The organism is Mumia xiangluensis, from assembly GCF_010994095.1.
GTDB lineage: Bacteria > Actinomycetota > Actinomycetes > Propionibacteriales > Nocardioidaceae > Mumia > Mumia xiangluensis.
The window spans coordinates 1-23,259 of the sequence record NZ_WJYO01000008.1; the positions used below are offsets into that span (position 1 = coordinate 1).

A 23,259-nucleotide genomic window follows, 5' to 3' on the forward strand; every position below is an offset into this window, starting at 1 on the left:
TGCGTGGTCGCGAGCTGTCGACCGCGGTGCTGGTCGACTATGCGCGCCCGAGGAGCCCGAACGTCGTCCTCCTCACCGCGACCGTGGGAGGCGCGGCGTACCAGTGGGAGGCTCGCGTGGCATCGGACCTGCCGCCGCGGATCGGCGACACCCTGCACCTCGCCGGCCACCCGCGCACCGGCGGCTGGATCGTCGCGTGGAACGACGACACGCGCCTCGTACCGGTCGGGCGCGTGCAGGCAACGGACGCCGAGGTCGTACACCCCTAGGCTGGGGCGCATGGTGGATCCACGCGCCGGTACGCCGGCCCAGCCGCAGGACCTCGTCGACCTGGACGCCCTCGCCGCCGCCTACTACGACCGCACTCCCGACCCTGACGACCCGGCGCAGCAGGTGGCGTTCGGCACCAGCGGGCACCGCGGCTCGAGCCTGGACGGCGCGTTCAACGAGGCGCACATCCTGGCGACCACGCAGGCGATCGTCGAGTACCGCACCCAGGCAGGCATCGACGGGCCGATCCTCATGGGCCGCGACACCCATGCGCTCTCGCTCCCCGCGTGGCACTCCGCGCTCGAGGTGCTGATCGGCAACGACGTCGTCACGCTGGTCGACGCCGAGGACGGGTTCACGCCGACACCGGCGGTCTCGCACGCGATCCTGCGGCTCAACGGCCTCGGTGCGCACGGGCAGGTCGACGGCATCGTCGTGACGCCCTCGCACAACCCTCCCCGCGACGGCGGTTTCAAGTACAACCCGCCTCACGGCGGACCGGCCGGGTCCGACATCACCGGCTGGATCCAGGACCGCGCGAACGCGCTGCTGCGCGACGGGCTGCGCGGCGTGAAGCGGGCGACGACGGACGAGACCCGCGACCGGGTCCAGAGCTACGACTTCCTCACGCACTACGTCAACGACCTCGGGTCGATCCTCGACCTGGAGGCGATCGCCGGCGCCGGCATCCGCATCGGCGCGGACCCGCTCGGCGGCGCCTCGGTCGCGTACTGGGGCCGGATCGGCGAGGAGTACGGCCTCGAGCTGACCGTCGTCAACACGACCGTCGACCCGCAGTGGGGCTTCATGACGCTCGACCACGACGGCAAGATCCGCATGGACTGCTCCTCGCCGTACGCGATGGCGTCGCTGGTCGCGCAGCGTGAGCGCTTCGACGTGGCGACCGGCAACGACGCCGACGCCGACCGGCACGGGATCGTCACCCCGGACGCCGGCCTGATGAACCCGAACCACTTCCTCGCGGTCGCCATCGGCTACCTGGCCGAGCATCGCTCCTGGGATGCCGCCGCCGGGGTCGGCAAGACCGTGGTGTCGTCGAGCATGATCGACCGCGTCGTGGCGGACGCGGGACGCGCGCTGTACGAGGTGCCGGTGGGATTCAAGTGGTTCGTCGACCCGTTGCTCTCCGGGTCGGCGGTCTTCGGCGGCGAGGAGAGTGCCGGTGCGTCGTTCCTCCGCAAGGACGGCACGGTGTGGACGACCGACAAGGACGGTCTCGTGCTCGCGCTGCTCGCGGCGGAGATCGCGGCCGTGACGGGCCGGAGCGCGAGCCAGCACTACGCCGGGCTGACCGCGCGTCACGGTGATCCCGCCTACGCACGCGTCGACTCCCCAGCCACCCGGGAGGAGAAGAAGCGTCTCGGTGCGCTCGCGCCCACGGCGATCAAGGCGACCGAGCTGGCGGGCGACCCGATCACCCGCGTCCTCTCGCACGCGCCGGGCAATGACGCCGCGATCGGTGGGATCAAGGTCGAGACGGAGAATGCGTGGTTCGCTGCTCGACCGTCAGGGACAGAAGACGTCTATAAGATATACGCTGAGTCCTTCAAGGGACCGGACCATCTGGCCGAGGTCCAATCTGCAGCACGGGCTGTGGTGACCGAGGCGCTGACGTAGAGTCAAAATCGCCAGGCGCACCTCCTGCCTGGCGCGATGAGCGAGGGGGCACGACGTGAGGCTCGGGCGGCACGGTGAGGCAGGTGCTCTGCGGCGCGCCCTCGTGCCCCTGCTCGCTGCGGGCACGCTGACGTTCACCGGCGTCGGCGCCGCCTACGCCGACCCCGCACCGACGGACGACATCCCGAGCGCCGAGGACGTCGCACAGGCTCAGACGAACGCCGCGGCGAAGGCCGACGACGTCGTCTCCATCCGTGCCCGCATCACGGCCGCCACCGCGCGCGTCGACACCCTCGCCGCACAGGCTGCCGCGGCGTCGGAGAAGTACAACGGCGCCGAGTACGCGCTCGCGCAGGCCGAGAAGGCCGTCGCCGCAGCCAAGGCCGACGCCGAGGGCGCGGCCACCGCCGCCGAGGCCGAGCGCCGCCTGGTCGAGCGGCTGACGCTCGGCGGGGTCGCAGTCCGTGACCCCTACCACCGCCTCCGCAGCTTCTTCTACGAGGACGGCCCGACCTCGATCCTCAACGACATCGCCGCGTACGACGCGGTCGGCGACGCCAGCCGGGCCGCGCTCGCGCGCTACGAGTCCAAGCGGGCCGTCGCTGCGTCCCTCCAGCGCGCCGCCGAGGTGGCCGTCGCGAAGCAGGAGAAGGCGACAGCGTCGGCGAAGGCCGCGAAGCAGGAGGCGGAGACGGCGGTCGCCGCTGCCGCTGCTGCACGCGCCTCCCTCCAGCGCGACCGCGACCAGCTCATCCGCGAGCTGGCCCACGCCGAGGGCATCTCGGTCACGATCGCTCGTAAGCGGCAGCGGGCCCTCGAGAAGCTGGCGCAGGCAGCCCAGGAGTCGGCGAACCGGCCGCCCGAGGACCTGTCCCAGATCGCGCCCACGCCCACGCCCGCCCCGTCCCCGGCACCCGGTCCGGCACCCGCGCCGTCGCCGTCGCCGACGCCGGTCGACCCCAACCCGCCGAAGCGTGTGAAGGGTGTCGAGGCAGCGATCCGGTTCGCGATGGAGCAGGTCGGCGAGCCGTACGTGTGGGCGGGCGCCGGCCCGGACGTGTGGGACTGCTCCGGGCTCACGATGCGCGCGTGGGGAGCCGCCGGCAAGGCGCTGCCGCACTTCAGCGGCGCCCAGTACGCGTCGTCGGTGCCGATCTCGCTTGCCGACGCGAAGCGCGGCGACCTGCTGTTCTGGAGCCGCGGTGGTCCGAGCTCGATCTACCACGTCGCGCTCTACCTCGGCGACGGCTGGATGATCGAGGCGCCGCGACCCGGCAAGAACGTCCAGGTCGTGTCGGTCTACGCGTCGACCACACCCGACCTCGCCGCACGCATCCGCTGAGGCCCTCGGCTCCGACGGCACCGATCCTCGAGAGGGCGGGTCACCCGCCCTGCGCCGGGCCCTCTCCGAAGAGGGCGTTGAGGTCGTCGTGCGAGAGCTGGGCGTCGGCGTACGAGAAGGTGCCGAGATCGTGCAGCTCGGTGGCCGCGCGGCGGAGCTGGGCGTACACCGTGCGGGCGATGCTGCCGCCGACGGTGACCCGGCGAACTCCCAGAGCTGCCAGGTCGGCAAGCGACAGCGCCCCGCCGGTCAGTCCCATGACGACGTTGAGCGGGCCGTCGAGCTCGGCCACCAGCGTCGTGATCGTCGCCTCGTCGGCGGCGCCCGGGACGAACGCGCAGTCGGCGCCGGCCGCCAGGTAGGCGTTGGCACGGTCGATCGCCTCGGCGATCGACCCGCCCGTGATCAGGGCGTCGGTCCGTCCGACGAGGACGAACGGCTCGCCCGACGCATCGACCGCCGCTCGCGCCGCTCGGATCCGGTCGACCGACAGCTCCCGGGCGTACAGGGGAGCGTCGCGCCTGCCGGTGAAGTCCTCGATGTTGCCACCGGCGGCGCCGGCGGCCAGTGCGAGGCCGACGGTCTCGGCCACGACCTCCGGCGCCGCGCCGTAGCCGTCCTCGAGATCGGCACTGACTGGCACGTCCACCGCCTGGGCGATCTCCTGCGTGCGGGCGAGCAGCCGGGTGCGATCGAGCCGACCGCCGTCCGGGTGCTCCGTGTGGAAGCCGTGGTCGGGACGACCGTAGGAGAAGGCGATGCCGGCGCTGGTGGTGGCGATCGCCGGGAACCCGGCCGACTCCAGCATCCGGGCGCTCCCGGCGTCCCAGGCGTTGGGCAGGAGGAAGCAGCCCTGCTGGTGGAGGGTCGCGAAGCGGCGAGCTCGCTCCCTGCGATCCGCGTCGCGGCCTGCGTCCGGTGAGTCCATGCGTGCCTCCAGCGTCGACCTCCCTGCGGCGGACCTGGGCTCGTCGCAGCACGCACGAGTGTGCCACCTCGCGCAGACAGTCCGCGTACGACGAAGGCCGCCGACCCCGGTGGGGATCGGCGGCCTTCGGCTCAGTCGGTGGGCGCGCTCAGTGCTGCTCGCCCAGGTCGATGTGGCGCTTGAACGACGCCTCGACCTCGTCCTCGGCCTCGCGGCGGCCGACCCACTCGGCGCCCTCGACGGACTTGCCGGGCTCGAGGTCCTTGTAGACCTCGAAGAAGTGCTGGATCTCGAGGCGGTCGAACTCAGGCACGTGGCGGATGTCCTGCAGGTGCTCCTGGCGCGGGTCGTCGACCGGGACGCACAGAACCTTGTCGTCGCCGCCGGCCTCGTCGGTCATGCGGAACATGCCGATGGCGCGGCAGCGGATCAGGCAGCCCGGGAACGTCGGCTCGGAGAGCAGGACCAGCGCATCGAGCGGGTCGCCGTCCTGGCCGAGGGTGTCCTCGATGAAGCCGTAGTCGGCCGGGTACTGGGTGGAGGTGAACAGGGTGCGGTCCAGACGGATCCGGCCGGTCTTGTGATCGACCTCGTACTTGTTGCGTACGCCCTTGGGGATCTCGACCGTGACGTCGAATTCCAGCACTGTTCCTCCATTGGTTTCGTGCGTATGTTCGTTGCGGCCAATCGTCTCGATGCTGCATCGTCCGGGTCGGTCCGACCCGACGCGCGAGACCTGTCTAGTCTCCCCTATGTGGACCATGCGACAGGACACGGGGGGACTGGCTGTGACGTAGGTAACAGCCTACCCCTGCCATGACTGCGCGCCTCACGATCCTCGCGACGACCGACCTCCACGGGCAGGTCCGCGACTTCGACTACGGCACCGACTCTCCGTACGAGGACGCGTACGGCAACCGGATCGGGTTGGCCCGGGTCGCGTCGGTCGTGCGGCAGGTCCGGGCCTCAGCGCCGTACGCGCTCCTCGTCGACGCTGGCGACGTGCTCGAGGGGAGCGCGCTCGCGCACCACTTCTCGCGCCGGCTGAGCGAGCCGACCCCGCCGCTGCACCCGATGGCGGCGGCGATGAACCACCTCGGCTACGACGCCGTGACGCTGGGCAACCACGAGCTCGACTACGGGGTACGCGCGCTGGCGGCGTTCCGCGACCAGCTGGACGCACCCCTGCTCGGAGGCAACGTCCGTGACGCGGTGACGGGGGAGCCGGCGTTCGCGGGCTCGGTGGTCCGCGACGTCCCGGTCGCCGAGGGGGTGTCCGTGCGGGTCGGGATCGTCGGTCTCACCACTCCGAGCGTGACCGCCTGGAACCGTGACGTGGCCGCCGAGCTCCGGTTCGACGACCTCGTGGCCGCGGCTGGCCCTCTGGTCGCCGCCGTGCGTGGGGATGGCGCCGAGGTGGTCGTCGCCGTCGTCCACGCCGGCATCGTCGAACCACCGACCCGCGAGAACGCCGCCCTCGACCTCGCCCGCCTCGTCCCGGGCATCGACGTCGTGGTCGCGGGTCACGCGCACATCGAGGTCGACGAGCACGTCGAGCGAGGCCCGGACGGTCGTCCCGTCCTTCTCACCGAGCCGCTCTGCTGGGGCATGCGGGTCGCGCTCGTGGAGCTCGACCTCGTCGCGGACGGCGGCCGGTGGCGGGTCGGCACCTCGCGCTCGCGCCTGATCGACACCGCGACGGCGCCGGAGGACCCGGCCGTCGTGGCGCTGGTCGCGCCGCAGCACGCCCGCGTACGGGCGCTGGGGGCGGAGGTCGTCGGGCACGCGCCCGGGCCCATCGATCCCGAGCCTTCGCGGTACCGGGCGACGGACGCGCTGGCACTCGTCGCGCTCGCCCAGGCCGAGGGGGCTCGCGCGGTCTCAGGGTCGACGGCGCCGCTCGTGAGCCTGGTGTCGCCGGCGAGCCGGTGCGCGCCGCTCGCCGCGGGACCCGTACGCCGACGCGACGTCGCCGCCCTCTGCCCGTTCGACAGCGGAGTCGTCGTCGTCCAGATGGACGGTCGCGCCCTGCGCCGCCACCTCGAGCACGCGGCCACCTTCTTCCGCGCTGCCGCCGGACCAGGGCCGTACGACCCCGATGCGCTCACGAACGCGCCCACCTCGCGCACCCCGCTCGGGACACCCGACTTCGACCACGACATCGCGTACGGCGTCGACGCCCCGCTGACGTACGAGATCGACCTCGCCCGGCCCGTCGGGCGGCGGGTGACCGGGCTGGCGTACGACGGCGCTCCGCTCGCCGACGACCACCGGCTGGACGTGGTGGTCAGCCGCTACCGCGCGTCGGGTGCGGCGTCGTACCCGGACGTCGCCCGCGTGCCGGTCGTCGCCGAGGTGCCGGGGTCCCTCCGGAATCTGGTCGAGAGCCACCTCGCCGCCGGGCGGCCGTACGCCTCGACCCCGCCGCACTGGCGGCTCGTGCACGACGGCGTCCCGATCGTGCTCGTCCCACCCGGATAGGCTCGCCCGCATGCGATCGCGCGCCTCCGAGGCCGGCCGAGCCTGGCCGTACCTGCTGCTGGCGGTCGTGCTCGTCGTCGCCGGGGGCGGCGTCGCCGCGTACAGCCTCGGCTACCTCGACCGCTGGGTGTGCGAGGACGGCACCTGCGCGGCTCGCGAGCCCGAGGCAGCGGCGGTCCCCGAGACTCCCGAGGCGCCCGTGCTCCGACCGGCGTTGACCGCGGCGTCCGGGAGCGCCGGGCTCGATGCCGCGGCGGTCCAGCGCGCCGTCGGCCCGCTGCTGTCCCGCAAGGCTCTCGGACCGCACGTCGGGTTCGCGGCGTCTGATCTGACGACCGGCGAGCAGGTGTGGTCGAGCGGCACCGGCACCTTCGTGCCGGCCTCCACGCTCAAGCTCTTCACGTCGATGGCGGCGATGACGGCGATCGGCTCGGAGCACCGGTTCCGTACGACCGTCGTCCGCGACACGACCGACTCCCCGACACCGACGGCGACGGCCCCGACGACGACCGCTCCCGCGACGCCGGCCGCCGGCGCGCCGACGCGCGTCGTGCTCGTCGGCGGCGGTGACCCCTACCTCACCGCGACGTCGGACGAGGAGGCGCGCGCGGCGTACCCGCAGCAGGTCTCGCTCGCCCAGCTCGCCCGGCAGACCGCGAAGACCCTGCGCGCGGACGGGATCGGCTCGGTCTCGCTCGGCTACGACGCGTCCCTGTTCACCGGCCCGGCGGTGAGTCCACAGTGGGAGCCCGGCTACATCTCGTCGTTCGTCACGACGCCGGTCAGCGCGCTGTGGGTCGACCAGGGCACCGACGGATGGAAGCGCAGCGCGACCCCCGACAAGCAGGCGGCTCAGCTGTTCGCGCGTCAGCTCCGCGCCCGCGGGATCACGGTGGAGGCGATCACCCCGGCCACGAAGCCGGCGTCGTCGGAGGAGCTTGCGGCGGTCAGCAGCGGCACGGTCGCACAGATCGTGCAGTCCGTCATCGAGCACAGCGACAACCAGGCGGCCGAGGTCCTCCTGCGCCATGTCGCCCTCGCCGAAGGCCAGCCGGCCAGCTTCACCGGCGGCGTCGCCGCGGTCGAGAAGATCCTGACCGGGCTGGGAGTGCCGTGGGAGGGCAACCGGATCTACGACGGCAGCGGTCTTGCACGCAGCAACCACGTCACCCTGGCGTCGATGCTCTCGGTCGTCTCGACCGCGGCCGACCTGTTCGACCGCTACCCGGTGGCAGGCTTCACCGGCTCGCTCGCCACCCGGTTCACCGCGCCAGGGACGGCCGCCGGGCTCGGCGCCGTACGCGCGAAGACGGGCACGCTCACCGGCGTCCACGGACTCGCCGGGACCACGATCACGGCCGACGGCACTCCGGTCGGGTTCGTGGTGCTCACCGACCGGGTCCCCGTCCCCAAGACCGGCGACGCCCGCGACCTCCTCGCCCGCATCGCGGCCCGCCTCACCGCCTGCGCGTGCGGCACCGGCTGACCGCGGCAGGCAGCTAGCCGCCCAGCCCGAGCACCGACACCATCACCGGCAGCAGGACGAGGATGAGGATCGCACCGAGGACGTCGAACGAGATGCCCGAGCGGATCATCCGGGTGATCGGGACGACGCCGGACCCGTAGACGATCGCGTTCTGCGGCGTCGAGACCGGCAGCATGAAGCCGAACGACGCCGCGAACGTCGCAGCCAGGGCGGGAACGAAGGGGTTGACGTCGGCGGCCATCGCGATCGGGATGATGATCGGGACGACGACAGCGGCCGACGCCGTGTTGCTGGTCGTCTCGCTCACGGCGATCGCGAGCACGACGGCGAACGCGGTGAGGAGGAGGGCGCTGCTCAGGCCGAGCCAGTTGTAGGCGCCCTTGCCGATGGTCTCCGCGAGCCCGGTCGACGCCAGCAGGGACCCGAAGATGATGCCGGTGCCGAACAGCACGATCGTGCCCCAGTCGATCTTCGCCGCGTCGCTCCAGCGGAGCGTGAACTCGCGCCTTCCCCAGTCGGTCGGGAGCAGGAAGAGCAGCGACGCACCGAGGACGGCGACGACCCCTTCGTCGAGACGACCGGACACGGTCTCGTACGTGCTGGAGTCCGCACCGGCGACCAGGGCGACGATGCCGGGGAGGATCCAGAGCGTGACGGTGACCGTGAAGGCGACCAGCGTGTTCTTCTCCGCGCGCGAGACCGGACCGAGCTCGGCCTTCTCGGCGTCGACCCACTCCTCGACACCCTCAAGACGCTTGATCTCGGGGCGGTTCACGAGCAGGAGGACGACGACGAGCGCGACGAACATCGCCGCGCAGATCGGGAGCGCGAGCAGCACCCAGTCGAGGAACGGGATGGTCTCGCCGGTCGCCTCCTCGATCAGGCCGCGGCCGATGAGGTTCGGCGGGGAGCCGACGGGGGTGAGGAGACCACCGACGCTGGCGCCGTACGCGAGCATGAGCATCAGGGCGACGCCCACCCGCAGGCGCAGCGGGTCGAAGTCCTCTTCGACGATGCCCTGCGACTGCATGAGCTTCGCGATCACGGTGAGGATGCCGATGGCGGTCGGGAGCAGCATCGCGACCGTGGCGGTGTTGGAGACGAACGCCGACAGCAGGCACGTGATCGCACCGAACGCGACGATCACCCGCGTCGTGGACCGTCCGACACCGGGGAGGTTCAGCACGAACATCGCGAACCGCTTGGCGAGACCGTGCTTCAGCATCGCCTGGGCGAGGATGAACGCACCGATGAAGGTGAAGACGGTCGAGGACCCGAACGGTGCGAGTGCGTCGTCGGCGGGGACCACGCCGAGCAGCACGATCGCGGCGATGCCGAGGAACCCGCCGACCGGGATCGGGACCGCCTCGGTGATCCACAGGATGACGACGCCGACGAGGACCGCGGACAGCTTGTGCTGCGGGTCGGGCAGGTCGAACGGGATCAGCAGCATGATGACCGTCGCGAGCGGCGCCAGCACCAGCCCGGACGTACGGCGCGCCTTCTCGAACCGTTCCTCGGCGGGGGACAGCTTCTGCTCGCCGAGACTTCGATAGGTGGCGCTACCGAGGAATGCCTTGTCGACATCGGTGGGCGTCGGACGGGGGTCACGTTCGACCGTGCTCATGACGTCTCTCCCTGAGGTCGGTGTCGTCATGGTTCTGAGCAACCGTGTTGCCCGCATCACACCACGGGTTCCGCGGCGCGTCCGATCGCCGTGCCCTGCCGCGTAGGCTCGGCGACATGACCGAGAGCATGATCGACTGGGACTTCGCGCTCGCCACCGCCGTACGCATGACGCGCCCGGGGCCCGAGGTCGAGGCCGACGAGGCCGCGGAGGTGGTCGCCGAGCTGCGTGAGGGCGCCGCGCGCTCCGAGGGTCCGGTCCGTGAGTTCACCGGACTCTCCGCCACCGCCGCGAGCGCTCCGGTCCTCGTCGTGGACCGGCCGGGCTGGATCGCCGCCAACCTCGCGTCGTTCGAGGTCGTGCTGGCGCCGGTGCTCGCGAAGGCGGCCGCCGCGGCACAGACGCGCGGAGAGACGCCGGGCCGGTTCGCGCGGTCGGTCGGGCCTCGGATCACCGGCGCCGAGCTCGGGACGGCGCTCGGCTTCATGTCGACGAAGGTCCTCGGCCAGTTCGACCCGTTCTTCACGGCACCGGCGGTGGGCGACGGGCTGCCGACCGGCGGGCGGCTGCTGCTGGTCGCCCCCAACGTGGTGCACGTCGAGCGCGAGCTGGACGTGGACCCGCACGACTTCCGGCTCTGGGTCTGCCTCCACGAGGAGACGCACCGGGTCCAGTTCACGGCGGTGCCGTGGATGCGCGACCACATGCAGGGCCTCATCGACCAGCTGGTCGACGCCACCGACATGGATCCCGAGGGCTTGTCGCGGTCGCTGAGCGAGGCGTCGAAGACGGCCGGCAGGTTCATCCGTGGCGAGCAGGTGTCGCTGATGGACGTGCTGCAGAACGACGAGCAGCGCGAGGTGATCGCGAAGGTCACCGGTGTGATGTCGCTGCTCGAGGGCCACGCGGACGTGGTGATGGACGGGGTCGGACCCTCGGTGATCCCGTCGGTCAAGCACATCCGCAAGCGGTTCGAGAAGCGTCGCAAGGGTGGCGGCATGCTCGACCGGCTCCTGCGACAGGTCCTCGGGCTCGAGGCCAAGATGCGCCAGTACCGCGACGGCGCCGCGTTCGTCCGTGCCGTCGAGCGCCAGGTCGGCCGTGAGGGCTTCAGCGCGGTGTGGGCCTCGCCGGTCAACCTCCCGAGCGCTGCGGAGATCGAGAAGCCCGATCTCTGGGTCGCGCGCGTGCACGGGTGAGCGCGGACCGTGGACGGCTCGGCGACCACTGACGGCCCGCTCGATCCGGCGGTCGCACGCGGTCGCCGCGCGGTGGCTGACGCGCTCGACGACCTCCCGGCCGGATCGAGCGTCGCCGTCGCGGTGTCCGGCGGTGCCGACTCGCTCGCGCTGGCGGCACTGACGGCGTACGTCGGGGCGCGCCGCGACCTGCGGGTCCGCGCGCTCGTGGTGGACCACGGGCTCCAGGACACGTCCGCAGAAGTGGCGGCGACCGCCGCCGACGCCGTACGCGACGGGCTCGGCGTCCACGCCGACGTCGTCCGGGTCGCGGTGGGCACGGCCGGGGGGCCGGAGGCCGCGGCACGTGCGGCGCGCCACGACGCGCTCGCGGCGTACGCCGAGGAGCACGGCTGCGCCGCGGTCCTGCTCGGCCACACCCGCGACGACCAGGCCGAGACCGTCCTCCTCGGGCTCGCCCGCGGGTCCGGTGCGCGGTCCTTGTCCGGTATCGCGCCACGGGACGGCCGCCTGCGCCGTCCCCTGCTCGGCCTGACCCGGGCCGAGACCGAGGCGGTGTGTCGGGCGTCCGGGCTCGCGTGGTGGGAGGACCCGCACAACACCGACCCGCGATACGCACGCGTGCGGGTGCGCCGTGACCTGCTCCCGGGTCTCGAGGACGCGCTCGGTCCCGGCGTCGGCGCCGCCCTCGCGCGGAGCGCCGACCTCCTGCGCGACGACGCCGACCTGCTCGACGAGCTCGCGGCGACCGCCTACCGTGAGTCGACCCGCGCCGACGGCAGCCTCGACGTCGACCACCTGCTGGGACTGCCGCGCGCCCTGCGCACCCGCGTCCTGCGGGCAGCCGCCCTGGCCGCCGGCTCACCCGCCACGGACCTGTCCGCTGCGCACGTCACCGAGATCGACCGGCTCGTCACGCGCTGGCGGGGGCAGGGCGGTCCGGCGCTGCCCGGCGGGCTCACCGTCGTACGGGCCGGGCCGTCCCTGGTCTTCGGGAGGGCGAGCACGCGCCGTTAGGGCTGCTGTGTCAGGCTGGATCCGTGGACGCGAAGCAGATCGAGGGAGACCTCGCGCTCGACCAGACCTACATCTCCGAGGCCGAGATCCAGGCGCGGCTCCGTGAGCTCGCCGGGGAGATCAGCGAGGACTACGACGGCAAGGATCTCCTGCTGGTCGGGGTTCTCAAGGGCGCCGTCATGGTGATGGCCGACCTCGCCCGCGCTCTCGAGCGCGACGTCGAGATGGACTGGATGGCCGTCTCCTCCTACGGGTCCGGCACGACCTCGTCGGGCGTCGTCCGGATCCTCAAGGACCTCGACGCCGATCTCACCGACCGCCACGTCCTGATCGTCGAGGACATCATCGACTCGGGCCTCACGCTGTCGTGGCTCACCTCCAACCTGCGCTCGCGCAAGCCCGCCTCGGTCGAGATCTGCACGCTGCTGCGCAAGCCCGAGGCCCTGAAGATGGCCGTGGACGTCCGCTACGTCGGGTTCGACATCCCCAACGCGTTCGTCGTCGGCTACGGGCTCGACTACGACGAGCGCTACCGCAACCTCCGCGACATCGCGACGCTCGCACCGCACGTCTACTCCTGACGTCGCCCCAGGCGGCGCCAAGACGCCTCCGTGACGCCCCCGTGACCCGCAAGATCGGCGATTCTGGGAACATGGGGGCGGGTGCCGGACGTTGAAGCACCAGGGGACGGAACGCCCTCCGCCGCCAGCGGCGTGGCGTGTACCGTCATTTCCCGTACCCATTCCTACGCAGGAGGAGCGAGGCGCGGCCTCGGATCATGGACGTCAAACGCATCTTCAAGGGCCCGTGGCTCTGGATCATCATCAGTGTCATCGCGGTGCTCGCCCTGCTCCAGCTCGTGTCGTCGAACAACGGCTACGAAGAGGTCGAGACCGCCACGATGGTGCGGTACTTCGAGAAGGGCGAGGTCTCCGAGGCCACCTTCGTCGGTGCTGGTGACAACGAGATCCGTGCGACGCTCGACGACGACAAGAAGGTGCGCGCCAGCTGGCTCGGCAACCAGGGCAACCAGCTGCGCGAGCTCGCCGACCAGAGCGTCGCCGACAAGGAGATGAAGACGTACGACGTCGACATCCCCAAGCCGAGCTTCCTCGGCAGCCTGCTGGGGCTCCTGCTCCCGTTCGCGCTGATCTTCCTCCTGTTCATCTTCCTCATGAACTCCATGCAGGGTGGCGGCGGCCGCGTCATGCAGTTCGCGAAGTCCAAGGCCAAGCTCGTCGCCAAGGACACCCCGCAGACCACCTTCGCCGACGTCGCAGGCGCGGACGAGGCCGTCGAGGAGCTCGGCGAGATCAAGGAGTTCCTGGCCGACCCGCAGAAGTTCCAGGCGGTCGGTGCCAAGATCCCCAAGGGCGTCCTCCTGTACGGCCCTCCCGGGACCGGCAAGACGCTCCTCGCGCGTGCCGTGGCCGGCGAGGCAGGCGTCCCGTTCTACTCCATCTCAGGCTCCGACTTCGTCGAGATGTTCGTCGGTGTCGGTGCGAGCCGTGTGCGTGACCTGTTCGAGCAGGCCAAGGAGAACGCCCCCGCGATCATCTTCATCGACGAGATCGACGCCGTCGGTCGTCACCGCGGTGCGGGCCTGGGCGGCGGCCACGACGAGCGCGAGCAGACCCTCAACCAGCTGCTCGTCGAGATGGACGGATTCGACGTCCGCGGCGGTGTGATCCTGATCGCCGCGACGAACCGTCCCGACGTGCTCGACCCGGCGCTCCTGCGTCCCGGACGCTTCGACCGTCAGATCGGCGTCGAGGCGCCCGACCTGAAGGGCCGCATCCAGATCCTCCGCGTGCACTCGGCGGGCAAGCCGCTCGACGCCGACGTCGACCTCGAGTCCGTCGCTCGCCGTACTCCAGGGTTCTCGGGCGCGGACCTCGCGAACGTCCTCAACGAGGCTGCCCTGCTGACGGCACGCTCCTCGAACCAGAAGATCGACAACCGCGCCCTCGACGAGGCGATCGACCGCGTCGTCGCCGGTCCGCAGAAGCGTACGCGCCTGATGAGCGAGCACGAGCGCAAGATCACCGCGTACCACGAGGGCGGCCACGCGCTCGTCGCCGCGGCGCTGCCCGGCAGCGACCCCGTGCACAAGATCACGATCATGCCGCGCGGTCGCGCCCTCGGCTACACGATGGTGCTGCCCGACGAGGACAGGTACAGCCAGACGCGCGCCGAGATGCTCGACAAGCTGGCCTACATGATGGGTGGCCGGGCGGCGGAGGAGCTCGTCTTCCACAACCCGACGACCGGGGCGGCCAACGACATCGAGAAGGCGACGAACCTCGCGCGCGCGATGGTCACGCAGTACGGCATGACCGAGCGCATCGGCGCTGTCCGCCTCGGCGAGAACGGCTCCGAGCCGTTCCTCGGCCGCGACATCGGCCACTCGCGCAACTACTCCGAGGAGCTCGCTGCGATCGTCGACGAGGAGGTGACGAAGTTCATCTCCTACGCCCACCAGGAGGCCTTCGACATCCTCGCCGAGAACCGCGACGTCCTCGACCAGCTCGTTCTCGCCCTGCTCGAGCGGGAGACCCTCGACAAGAGCGAGGTCGCCGCGATCTTCGAGGCGCTGCGACGGCGCAGCCCACGTCCCGCGTGGACCGGCTCCGACAGCCGCAAGCCCTCGGCGCTGCCGCCGGTCGCCTCGCCCAAGGAGGTCAACGGCCACGAGATCACCCACGACCCCGAAGAGGGCACCATCGTGCTCGCGCCCGGCGCCGACGGTGACCTCCACGGACCCGGTGGCGGCTCGATGGGTGGGGCGCCGGAGCCGCCGACACCAGGAGTCGGGTGACGTGACGGCCCACATCCTGCCGGGTCAGGACCTGCCCGTCTTCGACATCGCGCGCGCTGAGGCCGCCGTCCGCGAGCTGCTGATCGCGATCGGGGAGGACCCCGAGCGCGACGGCCTCCAGGACACGCCGGCGCGGGTCGCCCGGGCGTACGAGGAGATCTTCGCGGGCATGCGCCGCGACCCCGCCGACGCGCTGTCGCGCACGTTCGAGGTCGACCACGACGAGCTCATCCTCGTCAAGGACATCGAGCTGTGGTCGATGTGCGAGCACCACCTGGTCCCGTTCACCGGGGTCGCCCACGTCGGCTACATCCCCGCCGAGGACGGGCGGGTCGTCGGCCTGTCCAAGCTCGCGCGGCTGGTCGACACCTACGCCCGGCGGCCGCAGGTGCAGGAGCGGCTCACCACGCAGATCGCGGACGCGCTCACCGACACGCTCAAGCCGCTCGGCGTGATCGTCCAGATCGAGGCCGAGCACCTGTGCATGACGATGCGCGGCGTCCGCAAGCCGGGCGCGAAGACCATCACGAGCGCGGTGCGCGGCCAGCTGCGCGACCCCGCGACCCGTGCCGAGGCGATGTCGCTGATCAAGGCGCACTGATGTTCGAACGCCGCGTCGTCCGTGCCCTGCCGGACGTCGGGCGGTGCCAGGTGATGGGCGTCGTCAACGTGACGCCCGACTCCTTCTCCGACGGAGGGCGCTGGCTCAACGCGGAGGACGCCGTACGCCGCGGGCTGAGCCTGGTCGCGTCGGGTGCCGACATCATCGACGTCGGTGGCGAGTCCACCCGGCCGGGAGCGCAGCGGGTCGACGCGGAGACCGAGCTCGCCCGCGTCGAGCCCGTGGTGCGAGCCCTCAGCGAGCGCGGCGTCGTCGTGTCCGTCGACACGATGCGCGCGGAGGTCGCCGAGCGTGCCGTCGCAGCCGGGGCGCGGATCATCAACGACGTCTCGGGTGGCCTGGCAGACCCCGACATCCTGGGCGTCGCCGCCCGTGCGGGTGTCCCGTACGTCGTGATGCACTGGCGCGGGCACTCGGACGCGATGCAGGGCGAGGACGCGACGACGTACGCGGACCTCGTGCCCGACGTCGTCCGTGAGCTGTCCGCGTCGGTCGACGCGGCGCTGGCCGCCGGGGTGAAGCCCGACCAGGTCGTGGTCGATCCCGGGATCGGGTTCTCGAAGCGCGGCCCCCAGAACTGGTCGATCCTCGCGCACCTCGCGGCGTTCGCCGAGCTCGGCTACCCGCTGCTGGTCGCCGCGAGCCGCAAACGGTTCCTCGGCGAGCTCCTCGCCGCGGACGACGGCACGCTCCGCGACCCGCTCCAGCGCGAGGCCGCGACCGTCGCAATCACCGCTCTCGCGGCGACGGCCGGCGCGTGGGCCGTACGCGTTCACGAGGTCCCCGACAACGTCGACAGCGTCCGTGTCGCGGAGCGGTGGCGCCGTGGTTGAGAAGACGTCGCCGGTCCTGCGGACCCATGAGGCGTTCTACGACGCGATCGAGCGCGGCGACCTCGACCTCATGACGTCGCTGTGGCTCCCCGGCGACGACACCGTGTGCGTGCACCCGGGGTCGGAGCCGATCCGCGGCACGTCGTCGATCATGCGGTCGTTCGCCATGCTGATGGCGAGCGTCGGCTACATCCAGTTCATCCTCACCGACGTCACCGTCACGCACCGCGGCGGGATCGCGATCGTGTCGTGCACCGAGAACGTCCTCTCCGAGGCCGACGGCGAGGAGCCGACCGTCTTCGCGGGGGGACGCGGCGCGGCCACCGACGTCCTCGTCGAGACGCCGACCGGCTGGAAGCTGTGGTCCCACCACTCGGGACCCGTGATGGAAGGATGAGCGTGCCGCCAGGACTGGACCGGATCACCGTCACCGGGATCGAGGCGTACGGCTACCACGGACTGCTGCCGCACGAGCGTGAGCAGGGTCAGCGGTTCGTCGTCGACGTCGTCCTCGCCCTCGACCTCGCGCGGGCGGCGGAGACTGGGGACTTAGAAGCGTCGGTTCATTACGGTACGTTGTCGGAGAGGGTTGCGGACGCCATCACGTCGGACCCCGTCGACCTGATCGAGACGCTCGCCCTCCGGATCGTCCGGATCTGCCTCAGCTACGAGCCGGTGCAGTGGGCGAGCGTTACCGTTCATAAGCCCGATGCACCGATTCCGGTGACGTTCTCGGACGTCGCCGTGACGATAGAGCGGAGCCGTACGTGACCGAGACGCCCAACCCGCACATGCCTGACGCCGACACGATGACCGGCGGAATGCGCCCGATCCGGCAGGCCGTGATCGCGATCGGCTCGAACCTCGGGGAGCGGCTCAACAACGTCCAGGGCGCGGTCGCCGCACTCGCGGACACTCCGGAGGTCACGGTCGTGACCGTGTCGTCGGTGTACGAGACGGTGCCGGTGGGTGCACCCCCCGGCTCCCGAGACTTCCTCAACGCCGCGGTGCTGATCGACACGACGCTGACCGTGCACACGCTGCTCGACCGCTGCCTCGCCATCGAGGACGCGTTCGGTCGCGAGCGCGGCGAGCGCAACGCGCCGCGCACGCTCGACGTCGACCTGATCGTCGTGGGTGACCGGATCGCGTCGGACGACCGTCTGACGCTCCCGCACCCGCGGGCGCACGAGCGGGCGTTCGTCCTGATCCCGTGGCTCGAGCTCGACCTCGAGGGCGAGATCCCCGGCAAGGGATTCGTGGTCGACCTGGCTCAGAGCGTCGACACGGCCGGCGTGACGCGGCGCGAGGACCTCGAGATCCTCGTCTGACGTCGATGGGTCGCCCTGCCCTGCGCCGGTCGTCGGCAGTCCAGCTCGCCATCCTCGGCGTGGTCGGCCTGGCCGTCGGCCGATCGGTGCGCCCGTTCATGGAGTGGCGCGACGCCGTCGCGCCCACGGTGTCATGGGTCGCCGCCGGCACGATGCTGTTCCTCGCCGGCATCTTGGCCTTCCTCGCCTGGGGGACCTACCAGTCGCTGCACCGCGAGAGACGCACGATGCACTCGAGCCGGGCGATGCGCCTCCTCGCGCTCGCGAAGGCGTCGGCGATCGTCACCGCGCTGATCGCGGGCTACTACACAGGCTTTGCGCTGTCGTTCGCCGGCGACCTGGAGCTCGAGCTGCCCCGTGACCGGGTCGTTCGATCGGCGGTCGCAGCGCTGGCCGCGCTGCTCGCGCTGGCGGCTGCGCTGGCCCTCGAACGCGCCTGCGAGGTGCCGCGTGACGACAAGGACGACGACGCTCCAGCCAAGGCGTGAGGGCCGCCACGAACAGGTGGTGTCCGTCACCAGGATGCGCGACTCCGTAGCGTAGGGTTCTGCCCATGCCGAACGTTCGCCGCCGCCAGCGCTCCACGCGCGTCCTCGCCGCCAGCCTCTTGCTGGCGGCTTCTGCTGTGTTCGTCGCCGTTGCCGTGGTGGCGGCTTCGCGGGGTGTTCTGATCGCTGCGGCGATCACGGCGGTGGTGGCCGGGGCGGCTGCGGCGCGGATCATCGCGGACGAGGTCATGACGACCCGCCGCGAGTGGTACAAGGACCGCGCGGAGCAGGCCCAGGCCTACCGCGACATGACCGTCGACCGCACCCGCGAGAACCTGCAGTTCGTCGAGGCGGTCAACGAGACGCTCTCGATCACCACGAAGCGCATCGGTGAGCTGAACGGCACCCTGCGCCTGGCCGAGGCGCGGGCGGAGGAGTCCGACGCGCTGCGCAAGGCGCTCGCACGCGAGGTCGAGGCGCTGCGCACCGCTGACGAGACGTCCGAGGCCCCGGCAGCACTGGGGCTGGGACTCTGGGAGGGCGCCGACGTGCCGACGATCGTCGACCTCCTCAGCTGGGAGGCGGCAGCGGCCGTCCGTGCACAGGCCGCCGAGGAGTCCGCCGACGACAAGGCTGTCTCGAAGGACGACGCGCCTGCCACGAAGGACGACGCGCCTGCCACGAAGGACGCCGACGCGGGCGACGTGGACGACGAGCTGCCCGAGGCCAAGGAGGCCTGAGGCAGTCAGGCCGGCTCGGTGATGCGCACTGATCGACGCAGCGCCGCGTGGAGCGACTCGGGGGTCAGCACACCGAGGAGCCTCCGGTCGTCGTCGAGCACCGCGACCCACCCCGCGTCGTAGCGCAGCATCACGGCCCACGCCTCCTTGAGCGTGGCCGAGCGGTGCACGGTCGCCTCCATCGGGCGCACTCGCATCGCGTCCGAGCCCGCCGGCTGCTCGGCAGGTGCCCAGCCGGCCAGGCGGTCGTCGTCGTCGACCACGATCGCCCACGGCACGTCCGAGCCCGCTGCGACCTGACGGACGTCGCCGGCCGACGCCCCACGGCGTACGACGGGTGCCTCCTCGAGGTCGCCGACCTCGATCGGGGTGACGGCGAGGCGGCGCAGGCCGCGGTCGGCGCCGACGAACTCCGCGACGAACTCGTCGGCCGGGGAGCCGAGGACGGCGGCGGGAGAGTCGTACTGGCGGAGGTCGCCCCCCGAGGCGAGGACGGCCACCCGGTCTCCGAGCCGGACGGCCTCGTCGATGTCGTGCGTGACGAAGACGACGGTCTTGGCGAGGTCGTGCTGCAAGCGCAGAAACTCGTCCTGGAGGCGCTCGCGGACGATCGGGTCGACTGCGCCGAACGGCTCGTCCATGAGCAGCACCGGCGGGTCGGCCGCCAGGGCGCGGGCGACCCCGACGCGCTGGCGCTGGCCGCCGGAGAGCTGGTGGGGGTAGCGGTCGGCGTACGTCGCCGGATCGAGGCCGACCATCTCGAGGAGCTCGTCGGCGCGTGCCCGGGCGCGCTTGCGGGACCACCCCAGCAGCGTGGGCACCGTGGTGACGTTCTCGCGGATCGACTGGTGCGGGAACAGGCCGACCTGTTGGATGACGTACCCGATGCCGCGCCGCAGCTCCACGGGATCGGCGCGGGTGACGTCCTCGCCGTCGATCAGGATCCGCCCTGACGTCGGCTCGATCAGGCGGTTGATCATCTTGAGCGTGGTCGACTTGCCGCAACCGGAGGGGCCGACCAGGGCGACCAGGGAGCCGCGCGGCACGGAGAGCGACAGGTCGCGTACGGCGACGGAGCCGTCGGCGTACTGCTTGCCGACGCCGTCCAGCACGATCATCGCGGCCTCGGTACGGTGCATGTCGTGAGCCTAGCCGCCGGGGTCCTGCCGCACGCAGTGGTCGCCGCGGACCCGCCGTGCTACTCGCGCGCGGTCAACGCGTGGGTGTGCCCGGAGTACGTGACCCGCTACGCGCCCGAGCTGTGGGACGCGACGGTGCAGCACATCCTGCTGACGGTCGCCTCCGTGGTGCTCGGGTTCGTGCTGGCGGTCGCGCTGGCGCTCGTGGCACGCCGCCGGGCGAGGCTGAGGTCGGTGCTGCTGGGCAGCACGACCCTCGTCTACACGATCCCGTCGCTGGCCATGTTCTCCCTGCTCGCCCAGGCGACCGGGCTGAGTGCGACGACGGTCGTGATCGGGCTCGCCCTGTACTCGCTGTCGATCCTGGTCCGCAACGTGCTGGCCGGCCTCGACGGCGTGCCGGACGAGGTCGTCGAGGCCGCCACCGGCCTCGGGTACGGGCGCGTACGCCTCCTGCTGCGCATCGAGGCGCCCCTCGCGCTGCCGGTGGTGATGGCCGGGCTGCGGGTCGCCACGGTCTCGACGGTCGCCCTGGTGACGCTGGGGACGATCGTCGCGTACGGCGGCCTGGGCAACATGCTCGCCAACGGGCTCGACGACAGCTTCAAGGCGCAGGTGCTGACCACCAGCGTGCTGTGCGTCGTCCTCGCGGTCGTGCTCGACCTGCTGATCGTGGCGTTCACGCGGCTCGTGACGCCGTGGACGCGGGGGGCGGCGGTGTGAACGAGTTCGGCGAAGCGATCTCCTTCCTGCTCGACCCCGCGAGCTGGGAGGGCACCAACGGGCTGTGGGACCAGCTCACCCAGCAGGTCCTCCTGACCCTCACCGCGCTGGTCGTCGTGCTGGTGGTCGGCCTTCCGCTCGGCCTCTGGCTCGGGCACCGTGGGCGCGGCGGCACCTTCGCGATCAACGTCTCCAACATCGGGCGCGCGATCCCCGTCTTCGCGGTCCTCGGGCTTCTGTCGCTCGGGCCGCTCGGCACGGACACCCTGGGGCCGTACGGTCGCGCCGGCCTGGCGACGCTGGTCGCACTCATCCTGTTCGGACTGCCTCCGGTCATCACCAACGCGTACGTCGGCGTGCGCGAGGTGGACCCCGAGATCGTGGAGGCGGCTCGTGGCACGGGCATGAGCGAGTGGCAGGTGTTCCGGAGCGTGGAGCTGCCCCTGGCGTCGCGGCTGGTCGCCAACGGTGTGCGTCTCGCGGTCGTCCAGCTGTGGGCGACGGCGACGATCGCAGCCCTGGTCGCCGGCCCGGGACTGGGAAACACGATCACGTACGGGTTCAGCAACGGCGACTACCAGTACGTCATCGGCGGCGCGATCCTCGTCGCCGTCGGGGCTCTCGTCCTGGAGGGCCTGGCGGCCCTCGCCGAACGACGCGTGGACCCGATGCGCCGTGTCCGAGGTAGCCGCCATGATGGTCTGGTCCAGACACCGCAGTTCGACGCACCATCGACAGACACCGCGGCCACAAGGTCGTGACGGAAGGGATCCGATGAACTCCACGACACTGCGCCGCGCCCGCCGCGGCGCTGCCTCGCTCGCCGCAGTGGTCGCGCTGATCGCGCTGCCGGCGTGCGGCGGTGACGACGGTGACTCCGACAACGGCTCAGGCGGTGAGTCCAAGGGCTCGCTCACGCTGTCCGGCCAGAACTTCACCGAGATGCAGATCCTCGCCGAGCTCTACACCCAGGTGCTCGAGAACGAGGGCTACGACGTCACCCAGAAGCTCGTCGACACCCGCGACATCTACATGGCGCAGCTGACCGACAACAACGTGCAGGTCGTCCCCGAATACCTCTCGGGCATCGGTGACTTCCTCAACAAGCAGGCCAACGGTGACACGGCGGAGCCGGTGACGAGCAACAACGTCGAGGAGACCGTGGCGGCGGTCGGCGCGCTGGCGGAGACGGCGGGTGTGACCCTGCTCGAGCCGGCTGAGGCGACCGACCAGAACGCGTACGCCGTCACCAAGGACTTCGCCGACGAGCACTCGTTGTCGACGCTGTCCGACCTCGGCGCGAGCGGCCTCCCGGTCAAGCTCGCGGCCGCACCCGACTGCAAGGACCGGCAGGACTGCGGCAAGGGGCTCCAGGAGGTCTACGGCATCGACCTGACCGAGATCCTCCCGCTCGGCTTCGGCAGCCGCGAGGGCAAGGACGCGGCCACCAGCGGTGAGGTGCAGCTCGTCCAGGTCGCGACGACCGACGGCGCACTCGAGGACGACGGCCTGGTGCTGCTCGAGGACGACAAGGGCCTGCAGCCCGCTCAGAACCTCATCCCGGCGGTCAACACCGAGTGGCTCGCCGACAACGAGGACGCCGCATCGGCGCTCAACGCGCTGTCCGCGAAGCTCACGACCGACAAGCTCGCCGACATGAACGTCGCCGTGGACGTCGACCGCGAGAAGCCGACGGACGTCGCCCAGCAGTTCCTCGAGGACGAGGGGCTGCTCGGCTAGCACCGACGGTCAGCGGCCCTCTGCCTCCTCGTCCAGACGGACGAGGAGGCAGGGCCCGCCGACGAAGATCCCGCCGTCGATGTCCAGCGCCAGGCCGTCCGCGTAGACCAGCGGCTCGTCGTCGGGTGACACCCCTCCGCCGCGGATGAGCGCGCAGATCGTGTGCCCGTGCACGATCCGGCTGCCCCCGAGCTCGTCCAGCACGCGCCGGGCGACCCCGGGTCCGTCGGCTCCCGCGAACGCCATCCGCGTGGTCAGGCGGCGCCACATCTCCCACCAGGTGTCGAGGTCGGGCATGCGGAGCTCCGCCCGGACGGCGGCGTTGATCTCGTCGACCGTGCCGCCCCACTCGAGGTACTCCACGGTGTCGGAGTGCAGGAGCAGGTGGTCGGCGTCCTCCCCGATCGCGGGCCGGGTCGTCAGCCAGTCGAGGATCTCCTCGTCGAGGCCTTCCAGATCGGTGACGACACCGCCGTTCCCGGCCCAGTTCGGCTCGAACGCGTAGCGCGGGTCGCTCGGCACCGGCATCGCCCCGTACCGGTGCATCCCGAGCAGCAGGATCTCGTGGTTCCCCAGGAGCGCTGTCGCTGCTCCGCCGGCCTCGGCCGCCTCCTGCTCGAGGCGTCGCGCCAGCCTGATGACGCCGATCCCGTCAGGGCCGCGATCGACGTAGTCCCCGAGGAGCCACAGCCGTGCGTCGCCACCGGACCAGTGCTCGCTCTCGTCGATGAGCCCGGCGTCCGTCAGGGCCGCGACGAGGACGTCGCGGTGCCCATGGATGTCGCTGACCGCCCACACGTCGCCCACGCTTGGGACCTTAGGGCGCGTGGCGCGAGT

At 71.5% G+C, this 23,259-nt stretch carries 24 protein-coding genes; 19 read left to right on the forward strand and 5 right to left on the reverse strand.

Annotation, left to right across the window (positions count from 1 at the left end; genetic code table 11):
* The 3 genes from GH747_RS21605 to GH747_RS21615 form a co-directional block, all read left to right on the forward strand.
* A partial coding sequence (locus GH747_RS21605; RefSeq protein ID WP_163695897.1) for an SH3 domain-containing protein occupies positions 1 to 269 on the forward strand: 269 nt, incomplete at its 5' end.
* 10 nt (positions 270 to 279) lie between these two features.
* Positions 280 to 1,908 (forward strand): phosphoglucomutase (alpha-D-glucose-1,6-bisphosphate-dependent), encoded by a 1,629-nt coding sequence (gene pgm / locus GH747_RS21610; protein ID WP_149767210.1) that lies wholly within the window; start codon positions 280 to 282, stop codon positions 1,906 to 1,908.
* Positions 1,909 to 1,963: 55 nt separating this feature from the next.
* Complete coding sequence (locus GH747_RS21615; RefSeq protein WP_149767208.1) at positions 1,964 to 3,250, forward strand: C40 family peptidase; 1,287 nt, start codon at positions 1,964 to 1,966, stop codon at positions 3,248 to 3,250.
* A gap of 40 nt (positions 3,251 to 3,290) precedes the next feature.
* On the opposite strand, the gene GH747_RS21620 is transcribed toward GH747_RS21615, so the two are convergent.
* Both GH747_RS21620 and GH747_RS21625 read right to left on the reverse strand, forming a co-directional pair.
* Positions 3,291 to 4,178 (reverse strand): isocitrate lyase/PEP mutase family protein, encoded by an 888-nt coding sequence (locus tag GH747_RS21620; RefSeq protein WP_149767206.1) that lies wholly within the window; start codon positions 4,176 to 4,178, stop codon positions 3,291 to 3,293.
* A gap of 148 nt (positions 4,179 to 4,326) precedes the next feature.
* Positions 4,327 to 4,821: an inorganic diphosphatase gene (locus GH747_RS21625; protein WP_149768609.1), complete on the reverse strand. Its 495-nt coding sequence runs from the start codon at positions 4,819 to 4,821 to the stop codon at positions 4,327 to 4,329.
* A gap of 173 nt (positions 4,822 to 4,994) precedes the next feature.
* Between GH747_RS21625 and GH747_RS21630 the strand changes: the two genes are divergently transcribed.
* Both GH747_RS21630 and dacB read left to right on the forward strand, forming a co-directional pair.
* A complete protein-coding gene (locus GH747_RS21630; protein WP_149767204.1) occupies positions 4,995 to 6,659 on the forward strand; it encodes a bifunctional metallophosphatase/5'-nucleotidase in 1,665 nt (554 codons plus the stop codon).
* A 10-nt stretch (positions 6,660 to 6,669) separates the two neighbouring features.
* Positions 6,670 to 8,145, forward strand: coding sequence for a D-alanyl-D-alanine carboxypeptidase/D-alanyl-D-alanine endopeptidase (dacB, locus tag GH747_RS21635; RefSeq protein ID WP_149767203.1), 1,476 nt, complete (start codon positions 6,670 to 6,672; stop codon positions 8,143 to 8,145).
* Positions 8,146 to 8,158: 13 nt separating this feature from the next.
* Here dacB and GH747_RS21640 read toward each other — a convergent pair whose 3' ends face one another.
* Positions 8,159 to 9,772 carry an SLC13 family permease gene (locus GH747_RS21640; protein ID WP_149767201.1) on the reverse strand — a complete coding sequence of 538 codons (1,614 nt, stop codon included), beginning with the start codon at positions 9,770 to 9,772 and terminating at the stop codon, positions 8,159 to 8,161.
* A 116-nt stretch (positions 9,773 to 9,888) separates the two neighbouring features.
* Between GH747_RS21640 and GH747_RS21645 the strand changes: the two genes are divergently transcribed.
* The 11 genes from GH747_RS21645 (at position 9,889) to GH747_RS21695 (ending at position 18,820) form a co-directional block, all read left to right on the forward strand.
* Complete coding sequence (locus tag GH747_RS21645; RefSeq protein ID WP_228552714.1) at positions 9,889 to 10,971, forward strand: zinc-dependent metalloprotease; 1,083 nt, start codon at positions 9,889 to 9,891, stop codon at positions 10,969 to 10,971.
* A gap of 9 nt (positions 10,972 to 10,980) precedes the next feature.
* Entirely contained in the window at positions 10,981 to 11,988 is a 1,008-nt protein-coding gene (gene tilS / locus GH747_RS21650) for a tRNA lysidine(34) synthetase TilS (RefSeq protein WP_149767199.1), read from the forward strand.
* Positions 11,989 to 12,011: 23 nt separating this feature from the next.
* Positions 12,012 to 12,569: a hypoxanthine phosphoribosyltransferase gene (gene hpt / locus GH747_RS21655; protein WP_149767198.1), complete on the forward strand. Its 558-nt coding sequence runs from the start codon at positions 12,012 to 12,014 to the stop codon at positions 12,567 to 12,569.
* Between the two features lie 197 nt (positions 12,570 to 12,766).
* Positions 12,767 to 14,806, forward strand: a complete 2,040-nt coding sequence (gene ftsH, locus GH747_RS21660; RefSeq protein ID WP_149767196.1) for an ATP-dependent zinc metalloprotease FtsH — start codon at positions 12,767 to 12,769, stop codon at positions 14,804 to 14,806.
* Position 14,807: 1 nt separating this feature from the next.
* Entirely contained in the window at positions 14,808 to 15,407 is a 600-nt protein-coding gene (folE, locus tag GH747_RS21665; RefSeq protein ID WP_194842870.1) for a GTP cyclohydrolase I FolE, read from the forward strand.
* On the forward strand, positions 15,407 to 16,261 hold the full coding sequence (folP, locus tag GH747_RS21670; RefSeq protein WP_149767194.1) for a dihydropteroate synthase: 855 nt from the start codon (positions 15,407 to 15,409) through the stop codon (positions 16,259 to 16,261). Before folE ends, folP begins: the two co-directional genes overlap by 1 nt.
* Complete coding sequence (locus GH747_RS21675; protein WP_228552713.1) at positions 16,254 to 16,658, forward strand: nuclear transport factor 2 family protein; 405 nt, start codon at positions 16,254 to 16,256, stop codon at positions 16,656 to 16,658. Before folP ends, GH747_RS21675 begins: the two co-directional genes overlap by 8 nt.
* On the forward strand, positions 16,655 to 17,032 hold the full coding sequence (folB, locus tag GH747_RS21680) for a dihydroneopterin aldolase (RefSeq protein WP_228552712.1): 378 nt from the start codon (positions 16,655 to 16,657) through the stop codon (positions 17,030 to 17,032). Before GH747_RS21675 ends, folB begins: the two co-directional genes overlap by 4 nt.
* Entirely contained in the window at positions 17,029 to 17,592 is a 564-nt protein-coding gene (gene folK / locus GH747_RS21685) for a 2-amino-4-hydroxy-6-hydroxymethyldihydropteridine diphosphokinase (RefSeq protein WP_149767190.1), read from the forward strand. Before folB ends, folK begins: the two co-directional genes overlap by 4 nt.
* Before the next feature lie 5 nt (positions 17,593 to 17,597).
* Complete coding sequence (locus GH747_RS21690) at positions 17,598 to 18,080, forward strand: DUF3180 domain-containing protein (RefSeq protein ID WP_149767188.1); 483 nt, start codon at positions 17,598 to 17,600, stop codon at positions 18,078 to 18,080.
* 65 nt (positions 18,081 to 18,145) lie between these two features.
* The gene (locus GH747_RS21695) at positions 18,146 to 18,820 is read left to right on the forward strand and encodes a hypothetical protein (RefSeq protein ID WP_149771752.1); all 675 of its coding nucleotides are present in this window, start codon (positions 18,146 to 18,148) and stop codon (positions 18,818 to 18,820) included.
* Between the two features lie 5 nt (positions 18,821 to 18,825).
* Here GH747_RS21695 and GH747_RS21700 read toward each other — a convergent pair whose 3' ends face one another.
* On the reverse strand, positions 18,826 to 19,959 hold the full coding sequence (locus tag GH747_RS21700; protein WP_377036113.1) for a betaine/proline/choline family ABC transporter ATP-binding protein: 1,134 nt from the start codon (positions 19,957 to 19,959) through the stop codon (positions 18,826 to 18,828).
* Between the two features lie 3 nt (positions 19,960 to 19,962).
* Between GH747_RS21700 and GH747_RS21705 the strand changes: the two genes are divergently transcribed.
* Genes GH747_RS21705 through GH747_RS21715 form a run of 3 tightly spaced genes read left to right on the forward strand, consistent with a single transcriptional unit; the run spans position 19,963 to position 22,422 of the window.
* The gene (locus GH747_RS21705) at positions 19,963 to 20,682 is read left to right on the forward strand and encodes an ABC transporter permease (protein WP_228552711.1); all 720 of its coding nucleotides are present in this window, start codon (positions 19,963 to 19,965) and stop codon (positions 20,680 to 20,682) included.
* Positions 20,679 to 21,443, forward strand: coding sequence for an ABC transporter permease (locus GH747_RS21710; RefSeq protein WP_149767184.1), 765 nt, complete (start codon positions 20,679 to 20,681; stop codon positions 21,441 to 21,443). The genes GH747_RS21705 and GH747_RS21710 overlap by 4 nt, the downstream gene beginning before the upstream one ends.
* Before the next feature lie 13 nt (positions 21,444 to 21,456).
* Positions 21,457 to 22,422 carry an ABC transporter substrate-binding protein gene (locus tag GH747_RS21715; protein WP_163695219.1) on the forward strand — a complete coding sequence of 322 codons (966 nt, stop codon included), beginning with the start codon at positions 21,457 to 21,459 and terminating at the stop codon, positions 22,420 to 22,422.
* A gap of 9 nt (positions 22,423 to 22,431) precedes the next feature.
* On the opposite strand, the gene GH747_RS21720 is transcribed toward GH747_RS21715, so the two are convergent.
* Positions 22,432 to 23,229 (reverse strand): metallophosphoesterase, encoded by a 798-nt coding sequence (locus tag GH747_RS21720; protein ID WP_149767180.1) that lies wholly within the window; start codon positions 23,227 to 23,229, stop codon positions 22,432 to 22,434.
* Between the last annotated feature and the right edge of the window lie 30 nt (positions 23,230 to 23,259).

Coding starts and splice junctions, on each gene's coding strand:
- pgm (WP_149767210.1), top strand. CDS start 280: ATGGTGGATCCACGCGCCGGTACGCCGGCCCAGCCGCAGGACCTCGTC.
- GH747_RS21620 (WP_149767206.1), bottom strand. CDS start 4,178: ATGGACTCACCGGACGCAGGCCGCGACGCGGATCGCAGGGAGCGAGCT.
- GH747_RS21630 (WP_149767204.1), top strand. CDS start 4,995: ATGACTGCGCGCCTCACGATCCTCGCGACGACCGACCTCCACGGGCAG.
- dacB (WP_149767203.1), top strand. CDS start 6,670: ATGCGATCGCGCGCCTCCGAGGCCGGCCGAGCCTGGCCGTACCTGCTG.
- GH747_RS21640 (WP_149767201.1), bottom strand. CDS start 9,772: ATGAGCACGGTCGAACGTGACCCCCGTCCGACGCCCACCGATGTCGAC.
- GH747_RS21645 (WP_228552714.1), top strand. CDS start 9,889: ATGACCGAGAGCATGATCGACTGGGACTTCGCGCTCGCCACCGCCGTA.
- ftsH (WP_149767196.1), top strand. CDS start 12,767: ATGGACGTCAAACGCATCTTCAAGGGCCCGTGGCTCTGGATCATCATC.
- folP (WP_149767194.1), top strand. CDS start 15,407: ATGTTCGAACGCCGCGTCGTCCGTGCCCTGCCGGACGTCGGGCGGTGC.
- folB (WP_228552712.1), top strand. CDS start 16,655: ATGAGCGTGCCGCCAGGACTGGACCGGATCACCGTCACCGGGATCGAG.
- GH747_RS21690 (WP_149767188.1), top strand. CDS start 17,598: ATGGGTCGCCCTGCCCTGCGCCGGTCGTCGGCAGTCCAGCTCGCCATC.
- GH747_RS21695 (WP_149771752.1), top strand. CDS start 18,146: ATGCCGAACGTTCGCCGCCGCCAGCGCTCCACGCGCGTCCTCGCCGCC.
- GH747_RS21700 (WP_377036113.1), bottom strand. CDS start 19,959: ATGCACCGTACCGAGGCCGCGATGATCGTGCTGGACGGCGTCGGCAAG.
- GH747_RS21715 (WP_163695219.1), top strand. CDS start 21,457: ATGAACTCCACGACACTGCGCCGCGCCCGCCGCGGCGCTGCCTCGCTC.